The 22851-nt window shown below is 66.6% G+C and carries 22 protein-coding genes; 14 read left to right on the top strand and 8 right to left on the bottom strand.

What is annotated here, in order from left to right; all coding sequences use genetic code 11:
• The first annotated feature begins 42 nt into the window (after positions 1 to 42).
• The 8 genes from LC407_RS14280 to LC407_RS14245 all read left to right on the top strand — a co-directional run bounded on the left by LC407_RS14280 (position 43) and on the right by LC407_RS14245 (position 8321).
• Positions 43 to 969, top strand: a complete 927-nt coding sequence (locus tag LC407_RS14280) for a phosphoribosylaminoimidazolesuccinocarboxamide synthase (RefSeq protein WP_223483061.1) — start codon at positions 43 to 45, stop codon at positions 967 to 969.
• Between the two features lie 629 nt (positions 970 to 1598).
• Positions 1599 to 2084, top strand: coding sequence for an Mpo1-like protein (locus tag LC407_RS14275; protein ID WP_025874603.1), 486 nt, complete (start codon positions 1599 to 1601; stop codon positions 2082 to 2084).
• Between the two features lie 332 nt (positions 2085 to 2416).
• Positions 2417 to 5245: a monovalent cation/H+ antiporter subunit A gene (locus LC407_RS14270; protein WP_223483060.1), complete on the top strand. Its 2829-nt coding sequence runs from the start codon at positions 2417 to 2419 to the stop codon at positions 5243 to 5245.
• On the top strand, positions 5245 to 5622 hold the full coding sequence (locus LC407_RS14265) for a Na+/H+ antiporter subunit C (protein ID WP_025874601.1): 378 nt from the start codon (positions 5245 to 5247) through the stop codon (positions 5620 to 5622). The genes LC407_RS14270 and LC407_RS14265 overlap by 1 nt, the downstream gene beginning before the upstream one ends.
• Positions 5619 to 7154: a monovalent cation/H+ antiporter subunit D gene (locus LC407_RS14260; protein ID WP_025874600.1), complete on the top strand. Its 1536-nt coding sequence runs from the start codon at positions 5619 to 5621 to the stop codon at positions 7152 to 7154. Before LC407_RS14265 ends, LC407_RS14260 begins: the two co-directional genes overlap by 4 nt.
• Positions 7151 to 7657 (top strand): Na+/H+ antiporter subunit E, encoded by a 507-nt coding sequence (locus LC407_RS14255; RefSeq protein WP_025874599.1) that lies wholly within the window; start codon positions 7151 to 7153, stop codon positions 7655 to 7657. Before LC407_RS14260 ends, LC407_RS14255 begins: the two co-directional genes overlap by 4 nt.
• The gene (locus LC407_RS14250; RefSeq protein WP_025874598.1) at positions 7654 to 7938 is read left to right on the top strand and encodes a K+/H+ antiporter subunit F; all 285 of its coding nucleotides are present in this window, start codon (positions 7654 to 7656) and stop codon (positions 7936 to 7938) included. The genes LC407_RS14255 and LC407_RS14250 overlap by 4 nt, the downstream gene beginning before the upstream one ends.
• On the top strand, positions 7935 to 8321 hold the full coding sequence (locus tag LC407_RS14245) for a Na+/H+ antiporter subunit G (RefSeq protein ID WP_025874597.1): 387 nt from the start codon (positions 7935 to 7937) through the stop codon (positions 8319 to 8321). Before LC407_RS14250 ends, LC407_RS14245 begins: the two co-directional genes overlap by 4 nt.
• A 108-nt stretch (positions 8322 to 8429) precedes the next feature.
• Here the strand turns inward: LC407_RS14245 and LC407_RS14240 are convergent, their stop codons facing one another.
• Positions 8430 to 9389 (bottom strand): sodium:calcium antiporter, encoded by a 960-nt coding sequence (locus tag LC407_RS14240; RefSeq protein WP_033832407.1) that lies wholly within the window; start codon positions 9387 to 9389, stop codon positions 8430 to 8432.
• Positions 9390 to 9462: 73 nt separating this feature from the next.
• Positions 9463 to 10107, bottom strand: a complete 645-nt coding sequence (locus LC407_RS14235; RefSeq protein WP_223483059.1) for a hypothetical protein — start codon at positions 10105 to 10107, stop codon at positions 9463 to 9465.
• A 124-nt stretch (positions 10108 to 10231) separates the two neighbouring features.
• Here LC407_RS14235 and LC407_RS14230 point away from each other — a divergent pair, with 124 nt between their 5' ends.
• Positions 10232 to 10768, top strand: coding sequence for a hypothetical protein (locus LC407_RS14230; RefSeq protein WP_218788108.1), 537 nt, complete (start codon positions 10232 to 10234; stop codon positions 10766 to 10768).
• 165 nt (positions 10769 to 10933) lie between these two features.
• On the opposite strand, the gene hmgA is transcribed toward LC407_RS14230, so the two are convergent.
• Complete coding sequence (gene hmgA / locus LC407_RS14225; protein ID WP_223483058.1) at positions 10934 to 12232, bottom strand: homogentisate 1,2-dioxygenase; 1299 nt, start codon at positions 12230 to 12232, stop codon at positions 10934 to 10936.
• Between the two features lie 78 nt (positions 12233 to 12310).
• Positions 12311 to 13423, bottom strand: coding sequence for a 4-hydroxyphenylpyruvate dioxygenase (gene hppD / locus LC407_RS14220; RefSeq protein WP_170919610.1), 1113 nt, complete (start codon positions 13421 to 13423; stop codon positions 12311 to 12313).
• A 129-nt stretch (positions 13424 to 13552) separates the two neighbouring features.
• Between hppD and LC407_RS14215 the strand changes: the two genes are divergently transcribed.
• From LC407_RS14215 to LC407_RS14205, 3 genes are all read left to right on the top strand, one after another.
• On the top strand, positions 13553 to 14047 hold the full coding sequence (locus LC407_RS14215; RefSeq protein WP_049467584.1) for a MarR family winged helix-turn-helix transcriptional regulator: 495 nt from the start codon (positions 13553 to 13555) through the stop codon (positions 14045 to 14047).
• 539 nt (positions 14048 to 14586) lie between these two features.
• Complete coding sequence (locus tag LC407_RS14210) at positions 14587 to 14814, top strand: hypothetical protein (RefSeq protein ID WP_025874590.1); 228 nt, start codon at positions 14587 to 14589, stop codon at positions 14812 to 14814.
• A 19-nt stretch (positions 14815 to 14833) separates the two neighbouring features.
• Positions 14834 to 15895, top strand: coding sequence for a PDDEXK nuclease domain-containing protein (locus LC407_RS14205; protein ID WP_223483057.1), 1062 nt, complete (start codon positions 14834 to 14836; stop codon positions 15893 to 15895).
• 54 nt (positions 15896 to 15949) lie between these two features.
• On the opposite strand, the gene LC407_RS14200 is transcribed toward LC407_RS14205, so the two are convergent.
• The 4 genes from LC407_RS14200 to LC407_RS14185 all read right to left on the bottom strand — a co-directional run bounded on the left by LC407_RS14200 (position 15950) and on the right by LC407_RS14185 (position 20383).
• Positions 15950 to 17089, bottom strand: coding sequence for a hypothetical protein (locus tag LC407_RS14200; RefSeq protein WP_033832410.1), 1140 nt, complete (start codon positions 17087 to 17089; stop codon positions 15950 to 15952).
• Positions 17090 to 17209: 120 nt separating this feature from the next.
• A complete protein-coding gene (locus tag LC407_RS14195; RefSeq protein WP_033832411.1) occupies positions 17210 to 17812 on the bottom strand; it encodes a thioredoxin family protein in 603 nt (200 codons plus the stop codon).
• Positions 17813 to 17828: 16 nt separating this feature from the next.
• On the bottom strand, positions 17829 to 19328 hold the full coding sequence (locus LC407_RS14190; RefSeq protein WP_033832413.1) for an oligopeptide:H+ symporter: 1500 nt from the start codon (positions 19326 to 19328) through the stop codon (positions 17829 to 17831).
• A 179-nt stretch (positions 19329 to 19507) separates the two neighbouring features.
• Entirely contained in the window at positions 19508 to 20383 is an 876-nt protein-coding gene (locus LC407_RS14185; RefSeq protein WP_025874586.1) for a tryptophan 2,3-dioxygenase family protein, read from the bottom strand.
• Positions 20384 to 20708: 325 nt separating this feature from the next.
• Here LC407_RS14185 and pdhA point away from each other — a divergent pair, with 325 nt between their 5' ends.
• Positions 20709 to 21791 (top strand): pyruvate dehydrogenase (acetyl-transferring) E1 component subunit alpha, encoded by a 1083-nt coding sequence (pdhA, locus tag LC407_RS14180; protein ID WP_032976633.1) that lies wholly within the window; start codon positions 20709 to 20711, stop codon positions 21789 to 21791.
• Positions 21784 to 22851 (top strand): alpha-ketoacid dehydrogenase subunit beta, encoded by a 1068-nt coding sequence (locus LC407_RS14175; RefSeq protein ID WP_025874584.1) that lies wholly within the window; start codon positions 21784 to 21786, stop codon positions 22849 to 22851. The genes pdhA and LC407_RS14175 overlap by 8 nt, the downstream gene beginning before the upstream one ends.

Raw genomic sequence — 22851 nt, 5'->3', positions numbered from 1 at the left:
GGTCCCCTGGGCAGCCGTCTCGACGAAGCCCCAGGAGTGCCCGTGCCAACCACGCTGTTGCAATCCGATCTCCCCGGCCTGCCCTTGCGCCACCGCGGCAAGGTGCGTGATGTGTTCGATATCCCGCGCGAGCGACTGCCGGCCGGTACCCCACCGGGGGACTACCTCTTGATGGTCGCCACCGATCGCCTGTCGGCGTTCGATGTGGTCCTGCCCGACCCGATCCCGGGCAAGGGCGAGATGCTCTGCCAGGTGTCCAACTTCTGGTTCGCCAAGACCGCGCACCTGATGCCCAACCACCTGACCGGCATCGATGTGGCCAGCGTGCTGCCCGATGGCGTGGACGCGGCCCTGTACGCCAAGCGCGCGGTGATCACCCGCAAGCTGAAGCCGGTACCGGTGGAAGCCATCGCCCGTGGCTACCTGATCGGCAGCGGCTGGAAGGACTACCAGCGCACCGGCAAGGTCAGCGGCATCGAGCTGCCCGACGGCCTGCGCCAGGCCGAGCAGCTGCCCGAGCCGATCTTCACCCCCTCGACCAAGGCCGCCGTTGGCGACCATGACGAGAACATCGACTTCGACGCGATGGTGAAGACGGTCGGTGCGGAAATGGCCGAGCGGGTGCGCGACGCGACGCTGCGCATCTACAAGTTCGCGGCCGATTACGCACGCGAGCACGGCATCATCCTGGCCGACACCAAGTTCGAGTTCGGTACCGACGCCGACGGTCGCCTGTACATCATGGACGAGATGCTGACGCCGGATTCCTCGCGCTACTGGCCTGCCGACGAGTACGAAGTGGGCACCAGCCCGCCGAGCTACGACAAGCAGTTCGTGCGTGACTACCTGGAGACGCTGGACTGGGGCAAGACCGCCCCGGGCCCGAGCATCCCGGCAGAGATCATCGAGCGCACCCGCGCCAAGTACGCCGAGGCGCTGCAGCGCCTGGCCGGGATCAGCGTCGACTGATTCCCCTGCGCCCCCGGCCCGGGTGGCGGGGGCGTTCTGAGTGCGGTAGTGCCGGCCGCTGGCCGGCAACCCCGGCGAACCTGCAGCCAGGCATGGCCTGGCTCTACTGGAGGTTGGCAGTGCCGGTCGCTGGCTGGCAACCCCGCGAACCTGCAGCCAGGCATGGCCTGGCTCTACTGGCGGTTGGTAGTGCCGGCCGCTGGCCGGCAACCCCGGCGAAACTGCAGCCAGGCATGGCCTGGCTCTACTGGCGGTTGGTAGTGCCGGCCGCTGGCCGGCACCCCCGCGAACCTGCAGCCAGGCATGGCCTGGCTCTACTGACGGTTGGTAGTGCCGGCCGCTGGCCGGCAACCTCGGCGAAACTGCAGCCAGGCATGGCCTGGCTCTACTGACGGTTGGTAGTGCCGGCCGCTGGCCGGCAACCCCGGCGAAACTGCAGCCAGGCATGGCCTGGCTCACTGACGGTTGGTAGTGCCGGCCGCTGGCCGGCAACCCCGCGAACCTGCAGCCAGGCATGGCCTGGCTCTACTGCCAGTTGGTAGTGCCGGCCGCTGGCCGGCAACCCCGCGAACCTGCAGCCAGGCATGGCCTGGCTCTACTGCCGGCCCCGCCCGGGGTATGCTGGCCACATGCAGACCAGCACCCAGCTTGCGCGTCCGATCGACCGCTATTTCGCCAGCTACTCCGACGACCACCGCAATGTGGTCAACCAGCGCATCCACGTGGTGGCGGTGCCGGCGATCCTGTGGTCGGTGGTGGCCCTGCTGTGGTGCGTGCCGCCGCTGATCACCTGGTTCCAGTACGGCATCTGGTCGGCGTTCGCGATGTTCAGCGCGTGGTGCTTCTACAACAAGCTGTCGCGTCCGCTGGGCATCGGCATGCTCATCCAGTTCTTCGTGTTCGGCTGCCTGTGCCGACTGCTGGAAGCGGAAATCGGCCTGCACAACCTGCGCTCGCTGGCCATCGGCGTCTTCGTCGTCGCCTGGATCGCGCAGTTCATCGGCCACAAGTTCGAAGGCCGCAAGCCCAGCTTCCTGACCGACCTGACCTACCTGCTGATCGGCCCGGCGTGGGTGATGGCCAAGGCCTATCGCAAGCTCGACTGGCGCTACTGACCAGCGTCGCCGCGTCGACGCCTTCGTTTCCTGAACGGGCAGATCCCGTCACCGACACTGCACGGCGTGCCTGCCAGCCTGCCGCGGTGACCTCCTCACCTTGCCCCGCCCAGCGGCGGCGGTCCCTGTGCGACAGGGGCTGCGCTGTCCCTGCGTGGGCGTAGGGTGGACCTGCCCACCGGGTCCTGATGGGTCATCCGCGCGGCATGCTGCATCGCAGAAAAAATGAATCAGCGCACGTTACATGCAATTGATCGCTGTTCAATGGGTTTCGGCGACATTTGGCAGCCTGTTATGCTCCCTGACCTGCTCGTGAATCATGGATTCCCTGCATGCTCCCCAGCCTGCCCCTGCTGCTGGCCCTGCCGTTCCTCATGGCAGTGGCTGTCGCAGCCTTCCCCCGTAGTTCGCGCTCGACTGCTGCCTGGCTGGCGGCGCTGGCGCCGTTGGGCGGGCTGGCGATGCTCGCCTGGCTGACCCCATCGGTGCTTGATGGCCAGGTGGTGCGCACGATGGTGCCGTGGCTGCCGCAGATCGGCCTGGACTTCACCCTGCGCCTGGATGGCCTGGCTTGGATGTTTGCGGGGCTGGTGCTGGGCATCGGCGCGCTGGTGGTGCTGTATGCGCGCTATTATCTCAGCAGCCAGGACAACGCGCACCGCTTCTATACCTACCTGTTGCTGTTCATGGGCGCCATGCTGGGCATGGTGCTGTCGGGCAACCTGTTGCTGCTGATGGTCTTCTGGGAAATGACCAGCATCAGCTCGTTCCTGCTGATCGGTTTCTGGTCGCACCGCCAGGACGCGCGCGAGGGCGCGCGGATGGCGCTGGTGATCACCGGCGGCGGCGGCCTGGCGCTGCTGGCCGGCGTGCTGCTGATCGGCCGCATCGTCGGCAGCTTCGACCTGGACGTGGTGCTGGCCGCCGGCGAGCAGATCCGCGCCAGCGCGCTGTACCCCTACGCCCTGTTCCTGGTGCTGGCGGGCATCTTCACCAAGAGCGCGCAGTTCCCGTTCCACTTCTGGCTGCCGCACGCGATGGCCGCCCCCACCCCGGTGTCGGCCTACCTGCACTCGGCCACCATGGTGAAGGCCGGTGTGTTCCTGCTGGCGCGCCTGCATCCGGCATTGGCCGGCAGCGATCTGTTCTTCTACACGGTCAGCGGCATCGGTGCGATCACCCTGCTGATCGGTGCCTGGAACGCGATCTTCCAGCATGACCTGAAGGGCCTGCTGGCCTATTCGACGATCTCGCACCTGGGCCTGATCACCCTGCTGTTCGGCCTGTCCACGCCGATGGCGGTGGTCGCCGGCGTGTTCCACATCATCAACCACGCCACCTTCAAGGCCTCGCTGTTCATGGCCGCCGGCATCATCGACCACGAGACCGGCACCCGTGACATGCGCAAGCTGGGTGGCCTGCGCAGGCTGATGCCGTTCACCAGCGCGCTGGCGATCATCGCCTCGCTGGCGATGGCCGGCATCCCGCTGCTCAACGGCTTCCTGTCCAAGGAAATGCTGTTCGCCGAAGCGCTCTCGGCGGGCGGCACCGACACCATGCGCACGGCGGTGTCGATCGCCGCGCTGCTGGCTGGTGTGTTCGGCGTGGCCTACAGCCTGCGCTTCGTGCACGACACGTTCTTCGGCAAGGGCCCGCATGGCCTGGACCGCGTGCCGCACGAACCGCCGCGCTGGATGAAGGTGCCGGTGGAGATCCTGGTGGTGATCTGCGTGGCGGTGGGTATCGCCCCGGCCGTGACCGTGGCCCCGGTATTGCACGCGGCAGCCGCCTCGATCCTCGGCAGCGCGATGCCCGAGTACAACCTGTCGATCTGGCATGGCTTCAACCTGCCGCTGGCGATGAGCGCCGCTGGCGTGGTCGGTGGCGTGGCCCTCTACTTCGGCCTGCGCAAGCTGATCGATCTGCATGCGGTAACCAACACCACGCCGGGACGCAACGTCTTCCACCACCAGCTGGACCTGCTGTCGGCCGGTGCGCAGCGGTTGACCGCCGGCATCGCCAACGGCAGCCTGCAGCGCATGCTGCTGGGCCTGGTGCTGGTGGCGATCGTGGTCGCCGCCGCGCCCTACATCGCCAACCCGGCCTCGCCGGAATGGACCAGACCGCAGCCGATCCCGCTGCTGGGCTGGGCGTTGTGGCTGGTGATGATGTCCTGCGCGGTGGCGACCCTGCGCATGTACAAGCAGCGTCTGCTGGCCGTGCTGCTGGTCGGCGGCGTCGGCCTGATGGTGGCGCTGACCTTCGTGTTCCTGTCCGCACCGGACCTGGCGCTGACCCAGCTGCTGGTGGAGATGGTGACCCTGGTACTGATGCTGCTGGGCATGAACTACCTGCCGGCACAGTCCGGCCCGGAGCGGCCGCGCTGGCGCAAGCGCCGTGATGCGCTGATCGCGATCGTGGCCGGTGCCGGCCTGGGCGCGCTGGCGTACAGCGCGATGACCCTGCCGCCGAACACCATGGCCGGCGAGCTGCTTGCCCGCGCCCTGCCCGAGGCGTACGGCCAGAACGTGGTCAACGTGATCCTGGTCGACTTCCGCGGCTTCGATACCTTCGGCGAGATCACCGTGTTCGGCATTGCCGCACTGGTCGTGCATGCGCTGCTGCGTCGCACGCGGATGGCGCCGGAGCAGATCATGCCCGGTCCGCCGATCAAGCTGCCGGTGCCGGCCGATCTGGCCCAGATCATGTTCCCGCTGACCCTGACGGTCTCCATCTTCCTGTTCCTGCGCGGCCACAACGCGCCGGGCGGCGGCTTCATCGCCGGCCTGGTGCTGGCAGTGCCGCTGCTGATCCAGTACGTGATCCAGGGCACCGCCTCGGTGGAGTCACGCTTCGGCTTCGACTACATACGCTGCATCGGTACCGGCCTGCTGATCGCCATCCTCAGTGGCGCCGCGTCGATGCTGTTCGGCGTGCCGTTCCTGACCAGCGGCCACCTGGACCTGCACCTGCCGTTGATCGGCGATGTACCGCTGGCCAGCGCGATTGGTTTTGATATCGGCGTGTACCTGGTGGTGTTCGGTGGCGCGATGCTGATGCTGTCGATGATGGCCACCGTCAAACCCTCGCGGACGCGCACCGCGCGCAAGGGCGAGATCGACCTGCAACGCCGCTCGGCACGAACGGGGGAGATGCACTGATGGAACTGGCCCTGGCCTCTGCGATCGGCGTGCTGACCGCCATCGGCATCTACCTGCTGCTGCGCGCGCGCAGCTTCGATGTGATCCTCGGCATGACCTTCCTGTCCTACGCCACCAACCTGCTGATCTTCGCCGGTGGCCGCGTGGTGCAGGGCAAGGCGCCGGTGCTGCAGGAAGGCGTGGAGAGCCACCTGGGCAACTACACCGATCCGCTGCCACAGGCGCTGGTGCTGACCGCCATCGTCATTGCCTTTGCGATGACCGCCGTCAGCATCGTGCTGGCCATGCGCAGCCGCAGCGACAACCACAGTGACCACGTGGACGCGCACGAGCCGGACGACGATGCACCGCCGCGCCGGGGCGAGGACCGCGCATGAATCATCTGGTGATCCTGCCGATCCTGGTACCGCTGCTCGGCGCTGCGCTGTCGCTGTTCGTTGAACACCGCCGCTATGGGCCGAAGGTGCAGCGCGCCGTGGCGTGGACCGCGCTGGGCGCGCTGGCGGTGGTGGTCGGCCTGTTGTTCGCCGACACCGCTGGCGGCGACATCCGCGTGTACCTGCTGGGTGACTGGCCGTCGCGCCTGGGCATCGCACTGGTGGCCGACCGGCTGTCGGCGTGGATGCTGCTGACCACCCTGCTGCTGGCCATCCCCTGCCTGCTGCATGCGTGTTCGGGTTGGGACCGGCGCGCACCGCACTTCCATGCGCTGTTCCAGTTCCAGCTGGTCGGCCTCAACGGCGCCTTCCTGACCGGCGACATCTTCAACCTGTTCGTGTTCTTCGAGGTGATGCTGATCGCCTCTTACGGCCTGCTGCTCAGTGGCGGCCGTGGCCTGCGCATGCGCATCGGCCTGCACTACGTGGTGTTCAACGTCACCGCCTCGACCCTGTTCCTGATCGCACTGGGCCTGCTGTACGCCTCGCTGGGTTCATTGAACATGGCCGAGCTGTCGCAGCGCATCGCCGAAGTGCCGCCTGCGCAGCTGACCCTGGTGAAGGCGACGATGGGCCTGTTGCTGCTGGTGTTCTGTGCCAAGGCCGCGCTGATGCCGCTGTACCTGTGGTTGCCCGAATCGTATGCGCGTGCGCCGGCGGCGGTGGCGGCGCTGTTCGCGATCATGACCAAGGTGGGCCTGTATGCCGTGCTGCGCATCCAAATGCTGTGGTTCGGCGAGGATGCGGGGGCGATGGCCGGCTACGGCCGCGACTGGCTGCTGTGGGCCGGCGTAGCGACGCTGGTGCTGGGTGGCCTGGGCGCGTTGGCCGCCGCGCGCCTGCGAGTGCTGATTTCGTATCTGGTGATCGTCTCGGCGGCCACGTTGTTCATCGCCTTCTCGGTGGGCACGCCTGAGGTGCTGTCGGCCGGCCTGTACTACCTGCCGCACAGCAGCTTCGTCGCCGCCGCACTGTTCCTGGTCGCCGACCTGATCCGACGCCGCCGTGGCGGCGCCAGCGACCGCAAGGAAGTGATCGCACCGATGCCCGGCAAGGAGACCCCGGCCGTGCTGTTCCTGATTGCGGCGGTGTCGGTGGCCGGCCTGCCGCCGCTGTCCGGCTTCCTGGCCAAGGCCGCGCTGTTGGCCGGCATGCCGGCGCAGTACACCGGCGCGGTGTGGACCGCAGTGCTGGTCAGCAGCCTGCTGGTCATCATGGGCCTGACCCGCGGCGGCATCCGCCTGTTCTGGCGCGTGCCGCTGCCCGATCCCGATGCACCGCCACCGCGCAAGGCACCGCTGCGTCGTGTGGAGCTGTTTGCCGCCTGCATCCTGCTGGCCTACGGCATCGGCATGACCTTGTTCGCTGCCCCGCTGATGCAGCACACCGACGCCATCGCCACCCAGCTGCTGCAGCCGGGCGACTACGTGCAGCAGCTGCGCGCGACCACGCCGGAGATCCGCCAGCCATGACCGCCAAGCGTTCCCCGATCCGCCGCCTGCTGCCCTCTCCCGCGCTGAGCGTGATGGTGGTGGTGTTCTGGCTGTTGATGTCCGACAGCTTCACGCTCGGCCAGTTCCTGCTGGGCCTGCTGCTGGGCGTGGTCATTCCGCTGTTCGCCGCGCGCCTGGACCGCGAGTTCGCCCGCATCGGCACCCTGCGGCCGCTGCCGAAGCTGCTGTTCGTGACCCTGTGGGACATCCTGATGTCCAACATCCGCGTGGCCATCCAGGTGCTGGGCCCGGAAAAGAACATCCACCCCGGTTTCATCTGGCTGCCGCTGGACATCGCCAACATCCACGGCATCGCCGCGCTGACCAGCATGATCACCCTGACCCCCGGCACGGTGTCGGCCGCCCTCAGCGACGACCGCAAATTCCTGCTGGTGCACGTGCTGCACCTGGAAGACCCGCAGGAGCTGATCGACACGATCAAGCGCCGTTATGAAGCCCCGTTGATGGAGATCTTCCCATGACTGGATTCCAGATCATCCAGACCACCCTGGTGGTGTGCATGCACGTGGTCGGCCTGGCCATGCTGCTGGCCACTTGGCGCCTGCTGCGCGGGCCGACCGTGCCCGACCGCATCCTTGCACTGGATACGCTGTCGGTGACCGCCATCGCCGAGTTGATGCTGTTCGGCATGTACCTCAATTCGGCGATCTACTTCGAGGCGGCACTGATCATCGCCATGCTCGGCTTCGGCAGCACCGTGGTGCTGAGCAAGTTCGTGCTGCGCCGGGACATCGTCGAATGATCACCTTCATCCAGATCGCGCTGTCGATCCTGCTGCTGTTCGGCTGCTTCTTCATCCTGGTCGGCGCACTGGGCCTGGTGAAGCTGTCCACCTTCTTCAAGCGCCTGCACGCACCGACCAAGGCCAGCACGCTGGGCGTGGGCTGCGTGCTGGTGTGCTCGGTGTGCTACCACATCTTCCTGGGCCAGGACCCGCAGCCGCGCGAGCTGCTGATCACCGTGTTCCTGTTCATCACCGCACCGATCAGCGCGCACCTGATGGCCAAGGCCGCACTGTCGCTGCTGATGGAAACGCGCCCCAGCCTGCCGGGCAACGAGCGGGCCGAAGACGAGCAGCTGCCCCCGCCGGAACCGGAGCGGGAAGAGGAAACCACCGCGCGTTGACGGTGGGTGCCGACCGTTGGTCGGCACGACCCCGGATAACCGCCAGTAGAGCCAGGCCATGCCTGGCTGCGAGTTCGCCGAAGTTGCCGGGCAGCGGCCGGCACTACCTCAGACCGGTGTGACCAGCGCGATTTCCAGCCCCAGCCAGGCCACGAACGCGCCCAGCAGTACCGCACCTTCGATGCGGCTGATGCGCAGGTCGCCGCGCAGCATCGGGTACAGCACCAGTGCGAAGGCCAGCACCGCCGGCAGTTCCAGGCGCACGAACGAGGCTGGCAACGCCAGCGGCTGCAGCAGCCCCATCGCACCGATCACCAGCATCAGGTTGACCACGCTGGAGCCGAGCACGTGGCCCAGCACCATGTCGCCGTGACCACGGCGTGCTGCCGCGACCGCGGCCGCCACCTCCGGCAACGCAGTGCCGATCGCCACCGGCAGCAGACCCACCAGCAGCGGCGTCCAGCCCAGCGCGGCGCCGAAATCAGCGGCGGCACCGACCACCAGGCGCGCGCCCCAATACAACGCCAGTGCGGCAACCAGCAGGCGCAGCACGTTCAACGGCAGGCTGGTGCGGCTCAGGGCCGACTCGGCAATGATCGCCTGTACCTCGGCGCTCTCATGGCGTCCGCGACGCAGCAGCAGGAACTGCACCACCACGAACCCGGCCACCAGCACGCCGGCCTCCCAGCGCAGCAGGCGGCCATCGAGCCCGAACACGATCAGCAGCAGGCCCGCGGCCAGCAGCCCCCACCACAGCACGGCCTGCAGGCGCGCGCGCAGCAGCAACGGCGCCACCATCGCGGCCACCGCCAGGGTCAGGCCGAGATTGACCACGCTGCTGCCGACGGCATTGCCCAAGGCCAGCTCCGGCTGGCCCACCACCAGCGCGCGGGCGTTGACCGCCAGCTCCGGCAGCGAGGTGGTGATACCCAGCAACAGCAGGCCTGCGGTGAATGCACTGGCGCCGAAACGCTGCGCCAGGCCGGACACGGCTTTGACGATGGAGTCCCCACCCAGGGCCAGCAACAGCAGGCCGAGCAGGAACCAGGCAATAGCAATAGCGATCATCGGGCGCTCCCCAGCGGTCGTGGCGCGATTCTACGCTCGGCCCACCCGCGGCGGGTGAGCCGAGGATGGCCGATCAGCCGCAGCCTTCGGCGTAGTCCACCTGCGGGGTCCTGCCGACCCGCCAGGCGCCGACCTTGCCGTCAGCGCCGAGGGCGAAATCGATGATCGCCGCCCCCTCCTGCGCCGGGCGCACGCGCAGGTGCTGGGCCTTGTCGTCGTACTTGTCAGGACCGACGTCGGCGCGCTCGGGATAGAGCACCTGCAGCTCGCCCAGGGTCATGCCGACCCGGCCGCCACCGGGAGCGACGATGGACGGGCTGCGTACGTCGTAGCGGACCAGCTTGCGCGCCTCGAACATCAGGCGCGGGTCTTCGGCCCCCTGCGGGTGCAGGAAGTAGCAGCCTTCATTGGCATCGTCGGCAGGCAGCGGCTTGCCCGTGGCGTCGGTACCCAGACCCTGCAAGGGGGTGCCGAAGCCACTGCGGACCTCGGCGATGCCTGCGCCCAGCGTGGCGCCGCCAAAGCCATCCAGGCGTGCCGGGCTGTCCCTGCGCGGATCCACCGGCGAAGCGGTGGCCAGGTCGGCGTCGGCGGGAACGGAGGCATCCTTCGCCGGTGCGGTGGCCGCGGGCGGCGCTGCCGGTGCGGCGGTCTCGGGACTACGGTTGCAGGCGGCCAACGACAACAGCAGCAGGCCGGCCATCGGGAGATGCTTCATCGGTGCGGATCCTTGGCACAGGGTGGGTGCACGCTACCGCAGCCGGCGTGCAGGCGCTGCATTGTCATCGCGGTTTCATCGCCCTCATTCAGGCTGGGCGAGCACCGACTTGGCTGTCCTCCCCATGCAACCGCGCAAGACCGACCTCGCCCGAACCGCGCTGCAGGCCCACCGCGCACCGCTGGACATGCGCCAGCGACGCCTGCTGATCCTGTGTGATGGCCAGCGCAGCATCGCCGAGCTGACCGCACTGCTTGGGCAGGACGCGGCAGCGATGGTGATCCAGCTGATCCAGGGCGGCTACCTGGTGACCGCTGCGGACGCACCCGCCTCCACGCCAGTTGCGCCGGTTGCGATGACGGCTCCGCTGGCGCCGTCAGTCACTGCCGCTTCTGCGGCGCCGGTCGAGCGCCGCCGCTCGCTGGTCGCCGCGCGCATCTATGTGCTGGGAATCCTGGAGATGCAGCGGCATCCCAACGCAGCGGCGCTGTTCCGCGACCTGCAGCAGGCGCGTGCCGAAGGCGAGGTGCTGCGGGTGATGCAATCGGCGCTGCAGGTGCTGCCGGCGCTGACCTCGGAAGGGTACTGCCAGCGCGTGCGGCAGCGGCTGATGGAGGCGCTGCCGGTGGAGCATTGCAGTGCGTTCGCGGCCATTGCCTGAACCGGCGAACAGCATCCACGCATGGCGTGGATCTACTACATCACGTGCCCGGATGGATCCACGTCACGCGTGCACGCGATATCGCGATTCCCGGTAGATCCACGCCATGCGTGGATGCGATATCGCGCTTTCCGGTAGATCCACGCCATGCGTGGATGCAGACGATCAACGGAAATTGTTGCGCAGGCCGTTCCAGCACTGCTGGTAATCGCCCTGCCGGTGGCTTGCTGCCAGCGCCTGCGCCGTCGGGCGGATCACCCCGCGGGTCTCGAACATGAAGGCCATGGTGTCCTTGATCACATCCGGCTTGGACAGGTCCGCATTGGAGGCTTTGTCGAAGGTCGGGGCATCCGGACCGTGGCCGCTCATGCAGTTGTGCAGCGACGCACCGCCCGGCACGAAGCCTTCGGCCTTGGCGTCGTAGGCACCATGCACCAGGCCCATGAACTCGCTGGCGATGTTGCGGTGGAACCACGGCGGGCGGAACGTGTTCTGCGCCACCAGCCAGCGCGGCGGGAAGATCGCAAAGTCCATGTTGCTGGTGCCCGGGGTGTCGCTGGGCGAGTGCAGCACCAGGAAGATCGACGGATCCGGGTGGTCGTGGCTGATCGAGCCGATGGTGTTGAAGCGGCGCAGATCATAGCGGTACGGCGCGTAGTTGCCGTGCCAGGCGACCACGTCCAGCGGCGAATGATTGATCGGCGCACGCCACAGGCGGCCGTCGAACTTGGCAATCAGTTCGAAATCGCCGTCGACGTCTTCGAACGCGGCATGCGGAGTCTCGAAATCGCGCGGATTGGCCAGGCCGTTGGAACCGATCGGGCCCAGGTCGGGCAGCTTCAGCAGTGCGCCGAAGTTCTCGCAGATGTAGCCACGGCTCGGGCCATCCGGCAGCTCGACGCGGAAGCGCACGCCGCGCGGAACCACCGCGATCTGCTGCGGTTCGATCTCGATCACGCCCAGCTCGGTCAGCAGGCGCAGGCTGCCCAGCTGCGGCACGATCAGCAGTTCGCCGTCGGCGTCGTAGAAGTAGCGGCCGACCATGTCACGGTTGGCCGCGTACAGATGGATGCCGACACCGGCATGCGCGTCGGGCGAACCGTTGCCGCCCATCGTGTACAGGCCTTCGACGAAATCGGTGGGCAGTTCCGGCAGCGGCAGCGGGCTCCAGCGCAGCTGGTTCGGCGAAGCCGGCTGTGCACTGAAATCGCACTGCAGCTGCGACTGCGCGAAGGGAGTGAACTCACCGTGGGTAACCGCCGGACGGATCCGGTACAGCCAGCTGCGGCGATTGCTGCCGCGCGGTGCGGTGAATGCGGTACCGGTCAGCTGCTCGGCATACAGGCCATGGGCCACCTTCTGCGGCGAGTTCTGGCCGACGGGCAGCGCACCGGGCACGGCCTCGCTAGCGAACTCGTTGCCGAAACCGGACTGGTAGCCGCGGGCGGTGATGGAGGGAGACATGGGGGTTCCTGGAAGCCTGGGGAAAGCCGCCGGGCATGGCCCGGCGCTACCGGTGGAGAAGGTGCCGTTGTGGAAACCTTACAGCACGCCGCGGCGGATCTGGTCGCGTTCGATGCTCTCGAACAGCGCGGTGAAGTTGCCTTCGCCGAAGCCTTCGTTGCCCTTGCGCTGGATGATCTCGAAGAAGATCGGGCCGATGCAGTTCTGGGTGAAGATCTGCAGCAGCTTGCGCTGGTGGGTTTCCGGGTCGGCGTCGATCAGGATCTTGTTCTTCGCCAGGCGGGCGACGTCCTCACCGTGGTTGGGCACGCGCTGGTCGATCACATCGAAGTAGGTCTCCGGCGTGTCGAGGAAATCCACGCCCTGCGCGCGCATGGCTTCGACCGTTTCGTAGATGTTCTCGGTGAAGCAGGCGATGTGCTGGATGCCCTCGCCCTTGTACGCGTCCAGGTACTCGTTGATCTGGCTCTTCGGGTCGGACGATTCGTTCAGCGGAATGCGCACGATGCCATCCGGCGCGGTCATCGCCTTGGACACCAGGCCGGTCTTCAGGCCCTTGATGTCGAAGTAGCGGATCTCGCGGAAGTTGAACAGGCGCTCGTAATAGTCCGACCACTGCTGCATGTTGCCGAAGTACAGGTTGTGGGTCAGGTGGTCGATGAAGGTCAGGCCGAAGCCCTTCGGGCGCAGCTCGGCGCCGGCGATCAGCTCGTAGTCGCCATCGAAGATGCTGCCGGCATCGCCGTAGCGGTCCACCAGGTACAGCATGCAGTCACCGATGCCCTTGATGACCGGGGCGTTGACCGCCTTGCTCTCCGGCTTGAAGGCGATGGCTTCGGCGCCATTGCCCAGCGCGGTCTGGTAGACCTCCGCGCCCGGCTTCTTGAAGCGGATGGCGAAGCCGCAGGCGCACGGGCCGTGCTTTTCAGCGAAGTCGGCGGCGAACGAATCGGGGTCTTCATTGACCAGGAAGTTGACGTCGCCCTGGCGATAGACGGTAATCGGACGCTGCTTGTGCTTGAGCACCGCGCTGAAGCCCATCTTGCGGAAGTACTCGTGCAGCTCGGCACCACGGCCGGCCGGTGCGGCGAATTCGACGAACTCGAAGCCGTCGATGCCCATCGGGTTTTCGAAGGTGGTGACCTGCATGCCGGGGTTGGGATGCGAGGCGGACGGGACTGCGGTATTCATGGCGTGGCTCCGAATCGGTGCCGCATCGGCACAAACCAGGTGCGGGCGGGGTTGGACCCGGCGAGAATGCAGGGTACGGACCCAACACTTATAGTTACACTTGAAACCACCAGCAAGGTGCACCGCAACATGAGCCCCGCCGATCCCGTTTCCACCCGCCTGCGTGCCTCCCACGTCCTGCTCGACCTGGAACAGTTCCTGCCGTACCGGCTGAGCGTGCTGTCCAACCGGGTCAGCGGCAACATCGCCAAGCTGTACGGCGACCGCTATGGCCTGGCCATTCCGGAGTGGCGGGTGATCACCATCCTGGCGCTGTACCCCGGGTCGTCGGCCAGCGAGGTCTCCGACCGCACGGCGATGGACAAGGTCGCGGTCAGCCGCGCGGTGGCCCGCCTGCTGGAGCGCGGTTTCATCAAGCGTGAGACGCATGGCGATGACCGCCGCCGTTCGGTGTTGGCGCTGTCGGCGGCGGGGTTCGAGGTATACGAAACGATCGCGCCGATGGTGATCGAGATCACCCGCAAGCTGATGTCGGTGCTGAGCGAGGAAGAGGAGCAGGTGCTGGAGAAGCTGATCCTGCGCCTGGCCGGCGATGGCCTGGAGCGGATGGGCGAAGGGGTCTGATCCCTTCGGGGCGGCGCCCTCGCCGCCCTTGGTAGGTGTCGACCTTGGTCGACACTTGGATCCACGCCACGCGTGGATGATGTCGCGGGCTGCGCTGTGAGGGATCCGGCGCAGGCCATTGATGACGTGCAACGCGCGGTGTTCATGGCCCGCCGACGAACGGTCTTTCGGCCGGGTTCGACTCAACGTGTCGCATTTACCACCTGATGTTTCGGCATCGGGCCGGTAGAGTCCTGACCGACAGAGCGGCTGTATCGACATTCGCGTATCGAGTGGCATTGCCTATTGGACGGCGGGCTGCACAGGCCTGAGGGTGGGAACGCAGCGGCGCTCCGCTGCCGGGGTTGAAAGCCCGTCACTCAAACGCGTAACGACGCTGCACCCATGGTGCCCATCTTACGGTGGGCGCCATTCTGCAGCCGGGTCTGCCCTATGGCGGGCGGTGCGTGGGGCCTGGTGCCCACCGTTTTCGCGTTTGAGCGGTCTTTCAACCACGCACCGCCTGCCGCCTTCCCGGCGGCCCGCTACGGAGCTTCGCCATGACACGCCCCCATCACCCCACCACCGGGCCCATCGACCGCGATGCCGACCTGCAGCGCATCGATGAGGCCTTGGCCACATTGGAAAACGTCACCGAGGCCTGGCTTGAGCATCATCGCCTGAAGGCCTGCCAGCCAGGCCTGCTGCTGTCGTTGAACCGGCTGCTTGACCTGACCAGTCTCGCCAAGGGCTATGCCAGTGCGTTGCGGGTGATTGCCGAGCCCTGACCCTGATGGAAAGCACCTCATGGATGACACACCGCGCCCCACCCTGCCGCATACCAACGACCTGCTGGCTGATATCCGGACACTGATATCCACGGCCCGCGCCGGAATGGTCAGGACCGTCAATGCCGAACTGACGCTGCTTTACTGGCGTATAGGACGTCGCATCCATGTCGATCAGATGGGTGGACATCGGGCACGCTATGGGGAGGTCCTGTTCAAGCGCATCGCAAGAACGCTGTCTACCGAGTTCGGCGGCTCGTTCGGTGAAAAGAGCCTGCGCAGGATGGTGCAGTTCTCCATCGCATTTGCCGACGAGCAGATTGTCGTATCACTGCTACGACAATTCAGCTGGACCCATTTCATCGCGCTGATTCCGCTGTCTGATCCACTCAAACGCGACTTCTACGCCCAGATGGCCAGCACGGAAGGCTGGAGTGTCCGCATGTTGCGCCAGCGCATCGATTCGATGCTGTACGAACGCACAGCACTCTCCAGCCAGCCCGAACAGACAATCGCCAATGAGCTGTCGGCGTTGCGCAGGAACCAGCAGCTCTCCCCGGGCCTGGTCCTGCGCGACCCGTACGTACTGGATTTTCTCGGGTTGAAGGACTGCTGGGACGAACAGGAACTGGAAGGCGCCATCCTGCGTGAAATGCAGGGGTTCCTGCTTGAACTCGGGGCAGGCTTCAGTTTCGTCGCCCGCCAGAAACGCATCCAGATCGACGACGATGACTTCCATCTCGACCTGTTGTTCTACAACCGCCGCCTGCGCAGGCTGGTGGCCGTCGAATTGAAGATCGGTGACTTCAAGCCAGCGTACAAGGGCCAGATGGAGCTCTATCTGCGTTGGCTGGATCGTTATGAACGAGAGGAAGGGGAAGAGGCGCCGCTGGGCATCATCCTTTGCACAGGCAAGAAGGCAGGCCAGATCGAGTTGCTGGAGCTGGACCGCTCAGGCATCCATGTGGCGGAGTACCTGACCTCCCTTCCCTCCCGGGAAGTCCTCAAGCAACGACTGCAGGCCGCCACCGAGCGTGCCCGGCAACGCATGGAACTCACTGCTGAAGACATCGATCCCTAGCCTCCACTCAGCAAGGATCGACAGATCCACGCCATGCGTGGATGACCCACTCGATCAGCTCAGATGCTTGCGCCGCGCATGGATCCACGGCACCGCAAGCGCGCCGATGGCGCCACCGGCAAAGCCCAGCGAGGCAGCAACAGTCGCCGCTTCAACCGCCCCGGGCAACGCCAGTGCGGCAGTGACCAGCAGCAGCGACGGCAGGCCGACGAAGGTGCCCAGGAAGAAGGGCCAGCGCGGCGACCAGGTGTTGAGCTGCAGCAGGCTGACCGGCTGCCACGCTTCGGACGAGGCATCTTCGGCGATCTTCGCTACCACTCTGCCCAGATCCACTTCCGGCAACAGCTTGCCCGGACGCGCGGCGGCAATCGCCTCGGCCACGGCCTCGACGGGCGGGAAGCTGCCCGGCCACGCCACCGGTGCCGGCACGCCATAGGCGGTCAGCAGCGGCACGCTCAGCCATGGCGCCACCAGCGGACGCAGCCTGCGCCGCCCATGCACACACCAGATCTGCGGCTGGCCGTGTGCGGTCACGCTGTACAACGCCAGCTCGCTCGGCGGCGGGTAGCCCAGCATGGTCACCCGGGCCGCCAGGCTGTCCTGGTCCATCGCACGCAGGAAGCCGGGACGGCTGCGCCCTTCCTGCATCCAGGCCAGGCCAAGCGCGCCGACCAGATAGGCCTCGGCGACATCCTTGCTGCCCGCGTTGGCGCGGTCATCGCTGGCCAGGTACCAGGCCAGTGACTTCGGTTCGGGCACGTCGGCCAGGCCCCAGCGGCTGTCGTCGCCCAGCACATGGCGCACCGGCAGGCGGGCTGGTGCGGTTTCACCACGCTCAGCGGGCTGCAGGAACGGCAGCACGCCCTGCACGAAACTGGACAGGTCGATGGCACGCACGCCGTTGCCGTGCCATTCCGGCGGCAGCAGGCCGGCCAGCTGTCCTTCGGCGGCGAGTCGATCCAGCCGCGCCTTCTGTTCCACCAGCTTCTGCACCGCGCCTTTCAGCACCACGTTGTCGGGCAGGGCGATCTGCGGCAGCCGATGCCGCGGCGGTGCCAACTCCAGCGTGTCGTCGCCGGTGCCGGCGTCATCCAGCAGGGCTTCCTGCGCAGGCAGGCTCACGCCATCGGGTGCCTCTCCTTCGGCCAACGGGCTGGCAGGTTCGGGCAGGCGTTCGGCGTGGTCGCTGTGCATGGGCGCTCCGGTCGCGCCGGGTGGCGCAGTGAGGTCCTTGCCATTAACGGCCGAAGGGTAATGATCTGTAGATCCACGCCACGCGTGGATGGCCGGGCAGCGGGCGGGAAACGCCGGGCGCTACCGATCAGGTGCCCACTGCTTGAGGAACGCCATCACGCGTGCGGTCTGCACGGCATTGCCCTTGCGCATTGCTTCGCTGGGCTGCGGCGCCAGCAGGGTGCCGTCGGCATCGATCACCAGCAGGTGCGGGTGCTCGCCTTCGAGCGGCGGGAACTGGCCGAGGAACGCCGCGTTCGGGTTCTCGGCGCTGTCGTTGACCTTCACCCACACGTAGTGGGCATCACGGAAGCGGCGCAGATCGCCATTGCCTTCCACGGCTTCATCCAGCGCATGGCAGGGCTCGCACGCGGCGTTGCCCACTTCCAGGATGATGCGTTTGTTGCCGCGCTGGGCCTCGACCTTGGCCGTTTCCAGGTCGGCAACGGGATTGCGGGCCGGGTCGAACTGCGCGCCAAGCCCGGCAATGGCGGCGATGTCGGCCGCCGCCGGGGTGTTCCCCGAGGCCACCGGTTCGCTGGGGTCAGCGACCGGTGGCTCGGTGGGGCGGGTGTCGAGGGGCTGCGTGGGCTCGGGGGCCGCGGGAGGTTGAGGCTGCGAACAGGCGCCGATCAGCGCCGCACACACCACTGCCACCACTGCACCACCGAACGTTGTACGCATGCCCACTACCCTCTCATTACTTCACGCCATGCATCAGCTTGTTGATCAGCGGCGCGACCAGGAACAGGACCACACCCGAACCGATCAAGGCCCAGAACCCGAAGGTATACCCCTTCAGGGCCGATTCGACCGTCATGCCGCCTTCACCGCTGACCGCACCGGCAAAGATGCCCGACAGGTTGTTGCCGATGCCGGTGGACAGGAACCAGCCACCCATGCCGAAACCGACCAGGCGCACCGGGGCCAGCTTGGTCACCATCGACAGGCCGATCGGCGACAGGCACAGCTCACCGACGGACTGGATGACGTAGACCATGAACAGGGTCCAGAACGGGATCTTGCCGTCCACGACCATGGTCGACAGGGCGAACATCAGCAGGGCGAAGGCCGCGCCGTTGAACAGCAGGCCGAGGCCGAACTTGCGCGGGATGGACGGATTGGCGCGGCCCAGGGCCACCCAGATCCAGGCGATGATCGGCGCCAGGGTGATGATCGCCACCGAGTTGACCGACTGGAACCACGCGGTCGGGAAGGTCCAATCACCCAGCTGGCGGTTGACGATGTTCTCGGCCAGGAAGGTGAAGGAGCTGCCGGCCTGTTCGAAGAACATCCAGAACATGACGTTGAAGGCGAAGATGATCAGCATGGCGATCACGCGGTCGCGCTGCACCTTGCCCTCGCGGATGCCTTCCACCAGCAGCAGCACGGCCAGCGCGGCAAACATCACGCCGAGGATCCAGGCCAGCGCGGTGGCGCCGGTGGCGAGCAGGAAGTAGGCCACCGGAATGGCGAACAGCGAACCGACCAGCACCATGACGATGCGGCCGAAGCCTTCGGCACCGGCCGGCGGTGCGCCGATGCCCTTCAGGCCGGCACGACCGATGTAGAACCACACCAGCGAGATCAGCATGCCCACGCCGGAAGCGATGAACACGACCTTGTAGGACGGCATTTCCGAGGTGCCGAAGACCTTGCGGGCCAGGTACTCGGTCAGCACCGGAGCGATCATCGCGCCGATGTTGATGCCCATGTAGAAGATGGTGAAGCCCGAGTCGCGGCGTTCGTCCTTCAGGCCGTACAGCTTGCCGACCATGGTCGAGATGTTGGGCTTGAACAGACCGTTGCCGACGATGATCGTGGCCAGGCCGAGCTTGAAGATGTGCTCCTGCGGCAGCGAGATCATGAACAGCCCGACGGCCATGATGATCGCGCCGGTCAGGATCGATCGCTGGTACCCCAGCACGCGGTCGGCCACGTAACCGCCGAAGATGGCTGCGGCGTACACCAGCGCCAGGTAGGCGCCGTAGATGCGGCTGGCGTCGCCTTCACCGGCGGCATTGCCGTTGTAGAACTGGGCAACGATGTACAGCACCAACGCCCAGCGGATGCCGTAGAACGCAAAGCGCTCCCAGAACTCGGTCATGAACAGCATCCACAACGGGCGCGGGTGGCCCATCGTGGTGTTGAAGTCCGGCAGCGCCGGCTCTGGGGTGTTCGCAGTGGCGTTTACGCTCATGCGGAATTCCTGGTTCGGTGGATGGAGGCACGTCCGATGTGCGGTGAAGCAACGCGCGAGGATCACCGACTTCTGGCGTTCACGTCAAATACACGCCGTTTGAGGCAGGTCGCAGCCTGCTCGCTGAACTTGCATCTGAAACGATTCAGCCAGCCGCGGGCGGCCAAGCTGAATGGGGATCAGGCCAGATCCGGCGGGGGCGCAGCCTGCAGGGTGGTGCGTACCTGGAACAATTCAGGGAAGAAGGTCAGTTCCAGCGCCTTGGCCAGGAAGCCCACGCCGGACGAGCCGCCGGTGCCGCGCTTGAAGCCGATCACCCGCATCACCGTGCGCATGTGGCGGAACCGCCACAACTGGAAAGCCGTTTCCAGGTCCACCAGGTCCTCGCACAGCGCGTACTCGCGCCAGTAGCGGTCGGTGTCCTGGTAGATGCGTTCGAAGACCGGCTGCAGGCTGTCGTCGGCCACGTGTGGCTGGGTCCAGTCGTGCGCCTCGTACACCGCCGGCACGGCGTGGCCGAAGCGGGCCAGGTACTTCAGGAATTCCTCGTACAGGCTCGGCGCCTCCAGCACGGTGCGCAGCTGCGCCTGCCCGGCCGTGTCGTGCTCGAACACCTGCAGCATCTGCGCGTTCTTGTTGCCCAGCAGGAACTCGATGTAGCGGTACTGCAGCGACTGGAAGCCCGAGGACGGACCCAGCACGTCGCGGAAGCCCATGTACTCGGACGGGGTGAGCGTTTCCAGCACCGACCACTGCTCGGTCAGCTGGCGCAGCACCTGCTTGCTGCGCGCCAGCACCTTGCGGCACTGCCAGACCTCATCGCGCTGCAGGAAGCCGATCGCCGCACCCAGCTCGTGGCCCAGCAGCTTCAGCCACAGCTCGGAGGTCTGGTGCTGGATGATGAAGAGCATCTCGTCGTGATGCGGCGGGTTGGACAGCGGCTGCTGCGCGCTGAGCAGCTGGTCCAGCCGCAGGTAGCCGCCGTAGGTCAGCCGCCCCTGCAGATCGGTGTGGATACCGGCTTCGAGATCGCGTTGGTTGTTGTCGACGGACATGGGCGGGACCAGATCGGGGGCGGCAAGGGTAGCGCGTTGCCGCCGCGCTGGCAGCCGCGATGACCGTACCGGGGCGTGCGGTAGGCCTGTGGAACGGTGGTTGCGCGTGGAACCGTTTGCGCCGTTCTACTGGCGCTCAGCCCAGCGTCGCTTGTGATGCTTTGCAGCAATGGCTGAATACGTTGAAGTTATTGGCATCATGCGCCCGGAAGGGGGTACAAAGGCCGGTGGGCCGTGCTGCGCCGCAGGACGGCTTTTTCGTACGCATTCCTTAACATGGCGATTCATATCATTTGTAACTTCTCTGTCGAAGGTGCAGTACGCAATGACGGTTGCCGCTGAGTTCAAGATCGAATACCTGCAGTATCTGGACACGGACGGCACGCTCGTCCGCGATGACCTGCCCGAAGCCCTGCGCGACCCACGCGCGTTGCTGCCGATGTTCAAGCAGATGCTGTTCGTGCGCGTGTTCGACGGCAAGTCGATCGCGCTGCAGCGCACCGGCAAGCTGGGCACCTACGCGGCCTGCCTCGGCCACGAAGCCGCGCATGTGGGCATCGGCGCCTCGATGCAGAAGGACGACGTGTTCGCACCGTCCTACCGCGAGTACGGCGCGATGTTCATGCGTGGCGTGCGCCCGCACGACGTGCTGATGTACTGGGGCGGCGACGAGCGCGGCAACGACTACGGCGGCAATGCCGCCAAGGACTTCCCGTTCTGCGTGCCGATTTCCACCCAGTGCCTGCACGCCGCAGGCGCTGCGCTGAAGTTCAAGCTCAACAAGGAACCGCAGATCGCGGTGGCCGTATGCGGCGACGGTGGCAGTTCCAAGACCGACTTCTACGCGGCCTTGAATTCGGCCGGTGCCTACAAGCTGCCGCTGATCCTGTGCATCGTCAACAACGGCTGGGCCATCTCGGTCCCGCGTTCGGCCCAGACCGGTGCCGAGACGCTGGCACAGAAGGGCCTGGCCGGCGGCCTGCACTGCCTGCAGGTGGACGGCAACGACCTGATCGCGGTGATGGCCGCCATGCTGCAGGCGCGCGAGCGTGCGCTGGCCGGCGACGGCGGCACCGTGCTGGAACTGATGACCTATCGCCTGTCGGACCACACCACCGCCGATGACGCCCGCCGCTACCGCGACGACGCCGAAGTGAAGGATGCCTGGCAGCGCGAGCCGATGCTGCGCCTGCGCAAGTACCTGACCAACGCCGGTGTCTGGAGCGAGGAAGAAGAAGCTGCCTGGACCGCCGAGTGCGGCAAGCGCGTGGACGAGGAAGTGAACCTGTACCTCAACACGCCGGTGCAGCCGGTCGAGGCGATGTTCGATTTCCTCTATGCCGACCCGCCGCAGGACCTGCTGGCCCAGCGTGCCCAGGCGATCGCCCTGGAGCAGCGCCATGGATGAGATCAAGAACGGCGCGTCCAGCGCGCATACCAACGCCGCCGACAGCGCTGCCGTCGCGCGCGGAGAACAAAACATGACCGACACCCCGATCACCCTCATCGAAGCCATCACCCAGGCGCTGGCCTGGGAGCTGGAGCACGACAAGTCGGTGCTGGTGCTGGGCGAAGACGTGGGCGTCAACGGCGGCGTGTTCCGCGCCACCGCCGGCCTGCAGCAGCGCTTCGGCGCCGACCGCATCCTCGACACCCCGCTGGATGAAACCACCATCGCCGGCCTCACCATCGGCCTGGCCGCACAGGGCATGAAGCCGGTGGCCGAAGCGCAGTTCGATGGCTTCATGTACCCGATGGTCGACCACATCATCTGCCACGCCGCGCGCCTGCGTTACCGCACCCGTGGCCGCCTGCACTGCCCGATGGTGCTGCGCGTGCCGTGGGGTGGCGGCATCCGTGCGCCGGAGCACCACAGCGAGGCCAACGAAGCGATCTTCACCAACGTGCCGGGCCTGCGCGTGGTGCTGCCGTCCTCGCCGCAGCGCGCGTATGGCCTGCTGCTGGCCGCGATCCGCGAGCCGGATCCGGTGATCTACATGGAGCCCAAGCGCATCTACCGCCAGTACAAGGAAGTGGTCGTCAACGACGGCGAAGCCCTGCCGCTGGACGTGTGCTTCGTGCTGCGCGATGGCACCGACGTGACCCTGGTGACCTGGGGCGCGCAGGTGAAGGAAGCGCTGGAAGCGGCCGACAAGCTGGCCGGCGAAGGCATCAGTGCCGAAGTCATCGACGTAGCCACGCTGCGTCCGCTGGACTTTGCCACCATCGCCGAGTCGGTGGCCAAGACCGGCCGCTGCGTGATCGTGCAGGAGGCCCCGAAGACCGCGGGCTTCGGCGCGGAAATCGCCGCACGCCTGGCCGAGGAATCGATCTACGACCTGCTGGCTCCGGTCGAGCGCGTCACCGGTTACGACACCCACATTCCGCTGTTCCGCCTGGAGATGAAGTATCTGCCGAGCGTGGAGCGGATCGTGGCGGCGGCCAAGCGCGCGGTGGCGGCAGGCTGA

The sequence above is a fragment of the Stenotrophomonas sp. OVS01A genome, from assembly GCF_019969775.1.
Lineage (GTDB): Bacteria > Pseudomonadota > Gammaproteobacteria > Xanthomonadales > Xanthomonadaceae > Stenotrophomonas > Stenotrophomonas indicatrix.
This window is presented reverse-complemented; position numbering and strand designations above follow the sequence as displayed.

Excerpts from the sequence above, each read along its gene's own strand:
- LC407_RS14275 (WP_025874603.1), top strand. The coding sequence starts at position 1,599 with ATGCAGACCAGCACCCAGCTTGCGCGTCCGATCGACCGCTATTTCGCC.
- LC407_RS14270 (WP_223483060.1), top strand. The coding sequence starts at position 2,417 with ATGCTCCCCAGCCTGCCCCTGCTGCTGGCCCTGCCGTTCCTCATGGCA.
- LC407_RS14265 (WP_025874601.1), top strand. The coding sequence starts at position 5,245 with ATGGAACTGGCCCTGGCCTCTGCGATCGGCGTGCTGACCGCCATCGGC.
- LC407_RS14260 (WP_025874600.1), top strand. The coding sequence starts at position 5,619 with ATGAATCATCTGGTGATCCTGCCGATCCTGGTACCGCTGCTCGGCGCT.
- LC407_RS14255 (WP_025874599.1), top strand. The coding sequence starts at position 7,151 with ATGACCGCCAAGCGTTCCCCGATCCGCCGCCTGCTGCCCTCTCCCGCG.
- LC407_RS14250 (WP_025874598.1), top strand. The coding sequence starts at position 7,654 with ATGACTGGATTCCAGATCATCCAGACCACCCTGGTGGTGTGCATGCAC.
- LC407_RS14245 (WP_025874597.1), top strand. The coding sequence starts at position 7,935 with ATGATCACCTTCATCCAGATCGCGCTGTCGATCCTGCTGCTGTTCGGC.
- LC407_RS14240 (WP_033832407.1), bottom strand. The coding sequence starts at position 9,389 with ATGATCGCTATTGCTATTGCCTGGTTCCTGCTCGGCCTGCTGTTGCTG.
- LC407_RS14235 (WP_223483059.1), bottom strand. The coding sequence starts at position 10,107 with ATGAAGCATCTCCCGATGGCCGGCCTGCTGCTGTTGTCGTTGGCCGCC.
- LC407_RS14230 (WP_218788108.1), top strand. The coding sequence starts at position 10,232 with ATGCAACCGCGCAAGACCGACCTCGCCCGAACCGCGCTGCAGGCCCAC.
- hmgA (WP_223483058.1), bottom strand. The coding sequence starts at position 12,232 with ATGTCTCCCTCCATCACCGCCCGCGGCTACCAGTCCGGTTTCGGCAAC.
- hppD (WP_170919610.1), bottom strand. The coding sequence starts at position 13,423 with ATGAATACCGCAGTCCCGTCCGCCTCGCATCCCAACCCCGGCATGCAG.
- LC407_RS14215 (WP_049467584.1), top strand. The coding sequence starts at position 13,553 with ATGAGCCCCGCCGATCCCGTTTCCACCCGCCTGCGTGCCTCCCACGTC.
- LC407_RS14210 (WP_025874590.1), top strand. The coding sequence starts at position 14,587 with ATGACACGCCCCCATCACCCCACCACCGGGCCCATCGACCGCGATGCC.
- LC407_RS14205 (WP_223483057.1), top strand. The coding sequence starts at position 14,834 with ATGGATGACACACCGCGCCCCACCCTGCCGCATACCAACGACCTGCTG.
- LC407_RS14200 (WP_033832410.1), bottom strand. The coding sequence starts at position 17,089 with ATGCACAGCGACCACGCCGAACGCCTGCCCGAACCTGCCAGCCCGTTG.
- LC407_RS14195 (WP_033832411.1), bottom strand. The coding sequence starts at position 17,812 with ATGCGTACAACGTTCGGTGGTGCAGTGGTGGCAGTGGTGTGTGCGGCG.
- LC407_RS14190 (WP_033832413.1), bottom strand. The coding sequence starts at position 19,328 with ATGAGCGTAAACGCCACTGCGAACACCCCAGAGCCGGCGCTGCCGGAC.
- LC407_RS14185 (WP_025874586.1), bottom strand. The coding sequence starts at position 20,383 with ATGTCCGTCGACAACAACCAACGCGATCTCGAAGCCGGTATCCACACC.
- pdhA (WP_032976633.1), top strand. The coding sequence starts at position 20,709 with ATGACGGTTGCCGCTGAGTTCAAGATCGAATACCTGCAGTATCTGGAC.
- LC407_RS14175 (WP_025874584.1), top strand. The coding sequence starts at position 21,784 with ATGGATGAGATCAAGAACGGCGCGTCCAGCGCGCATACCAACGCCGCC.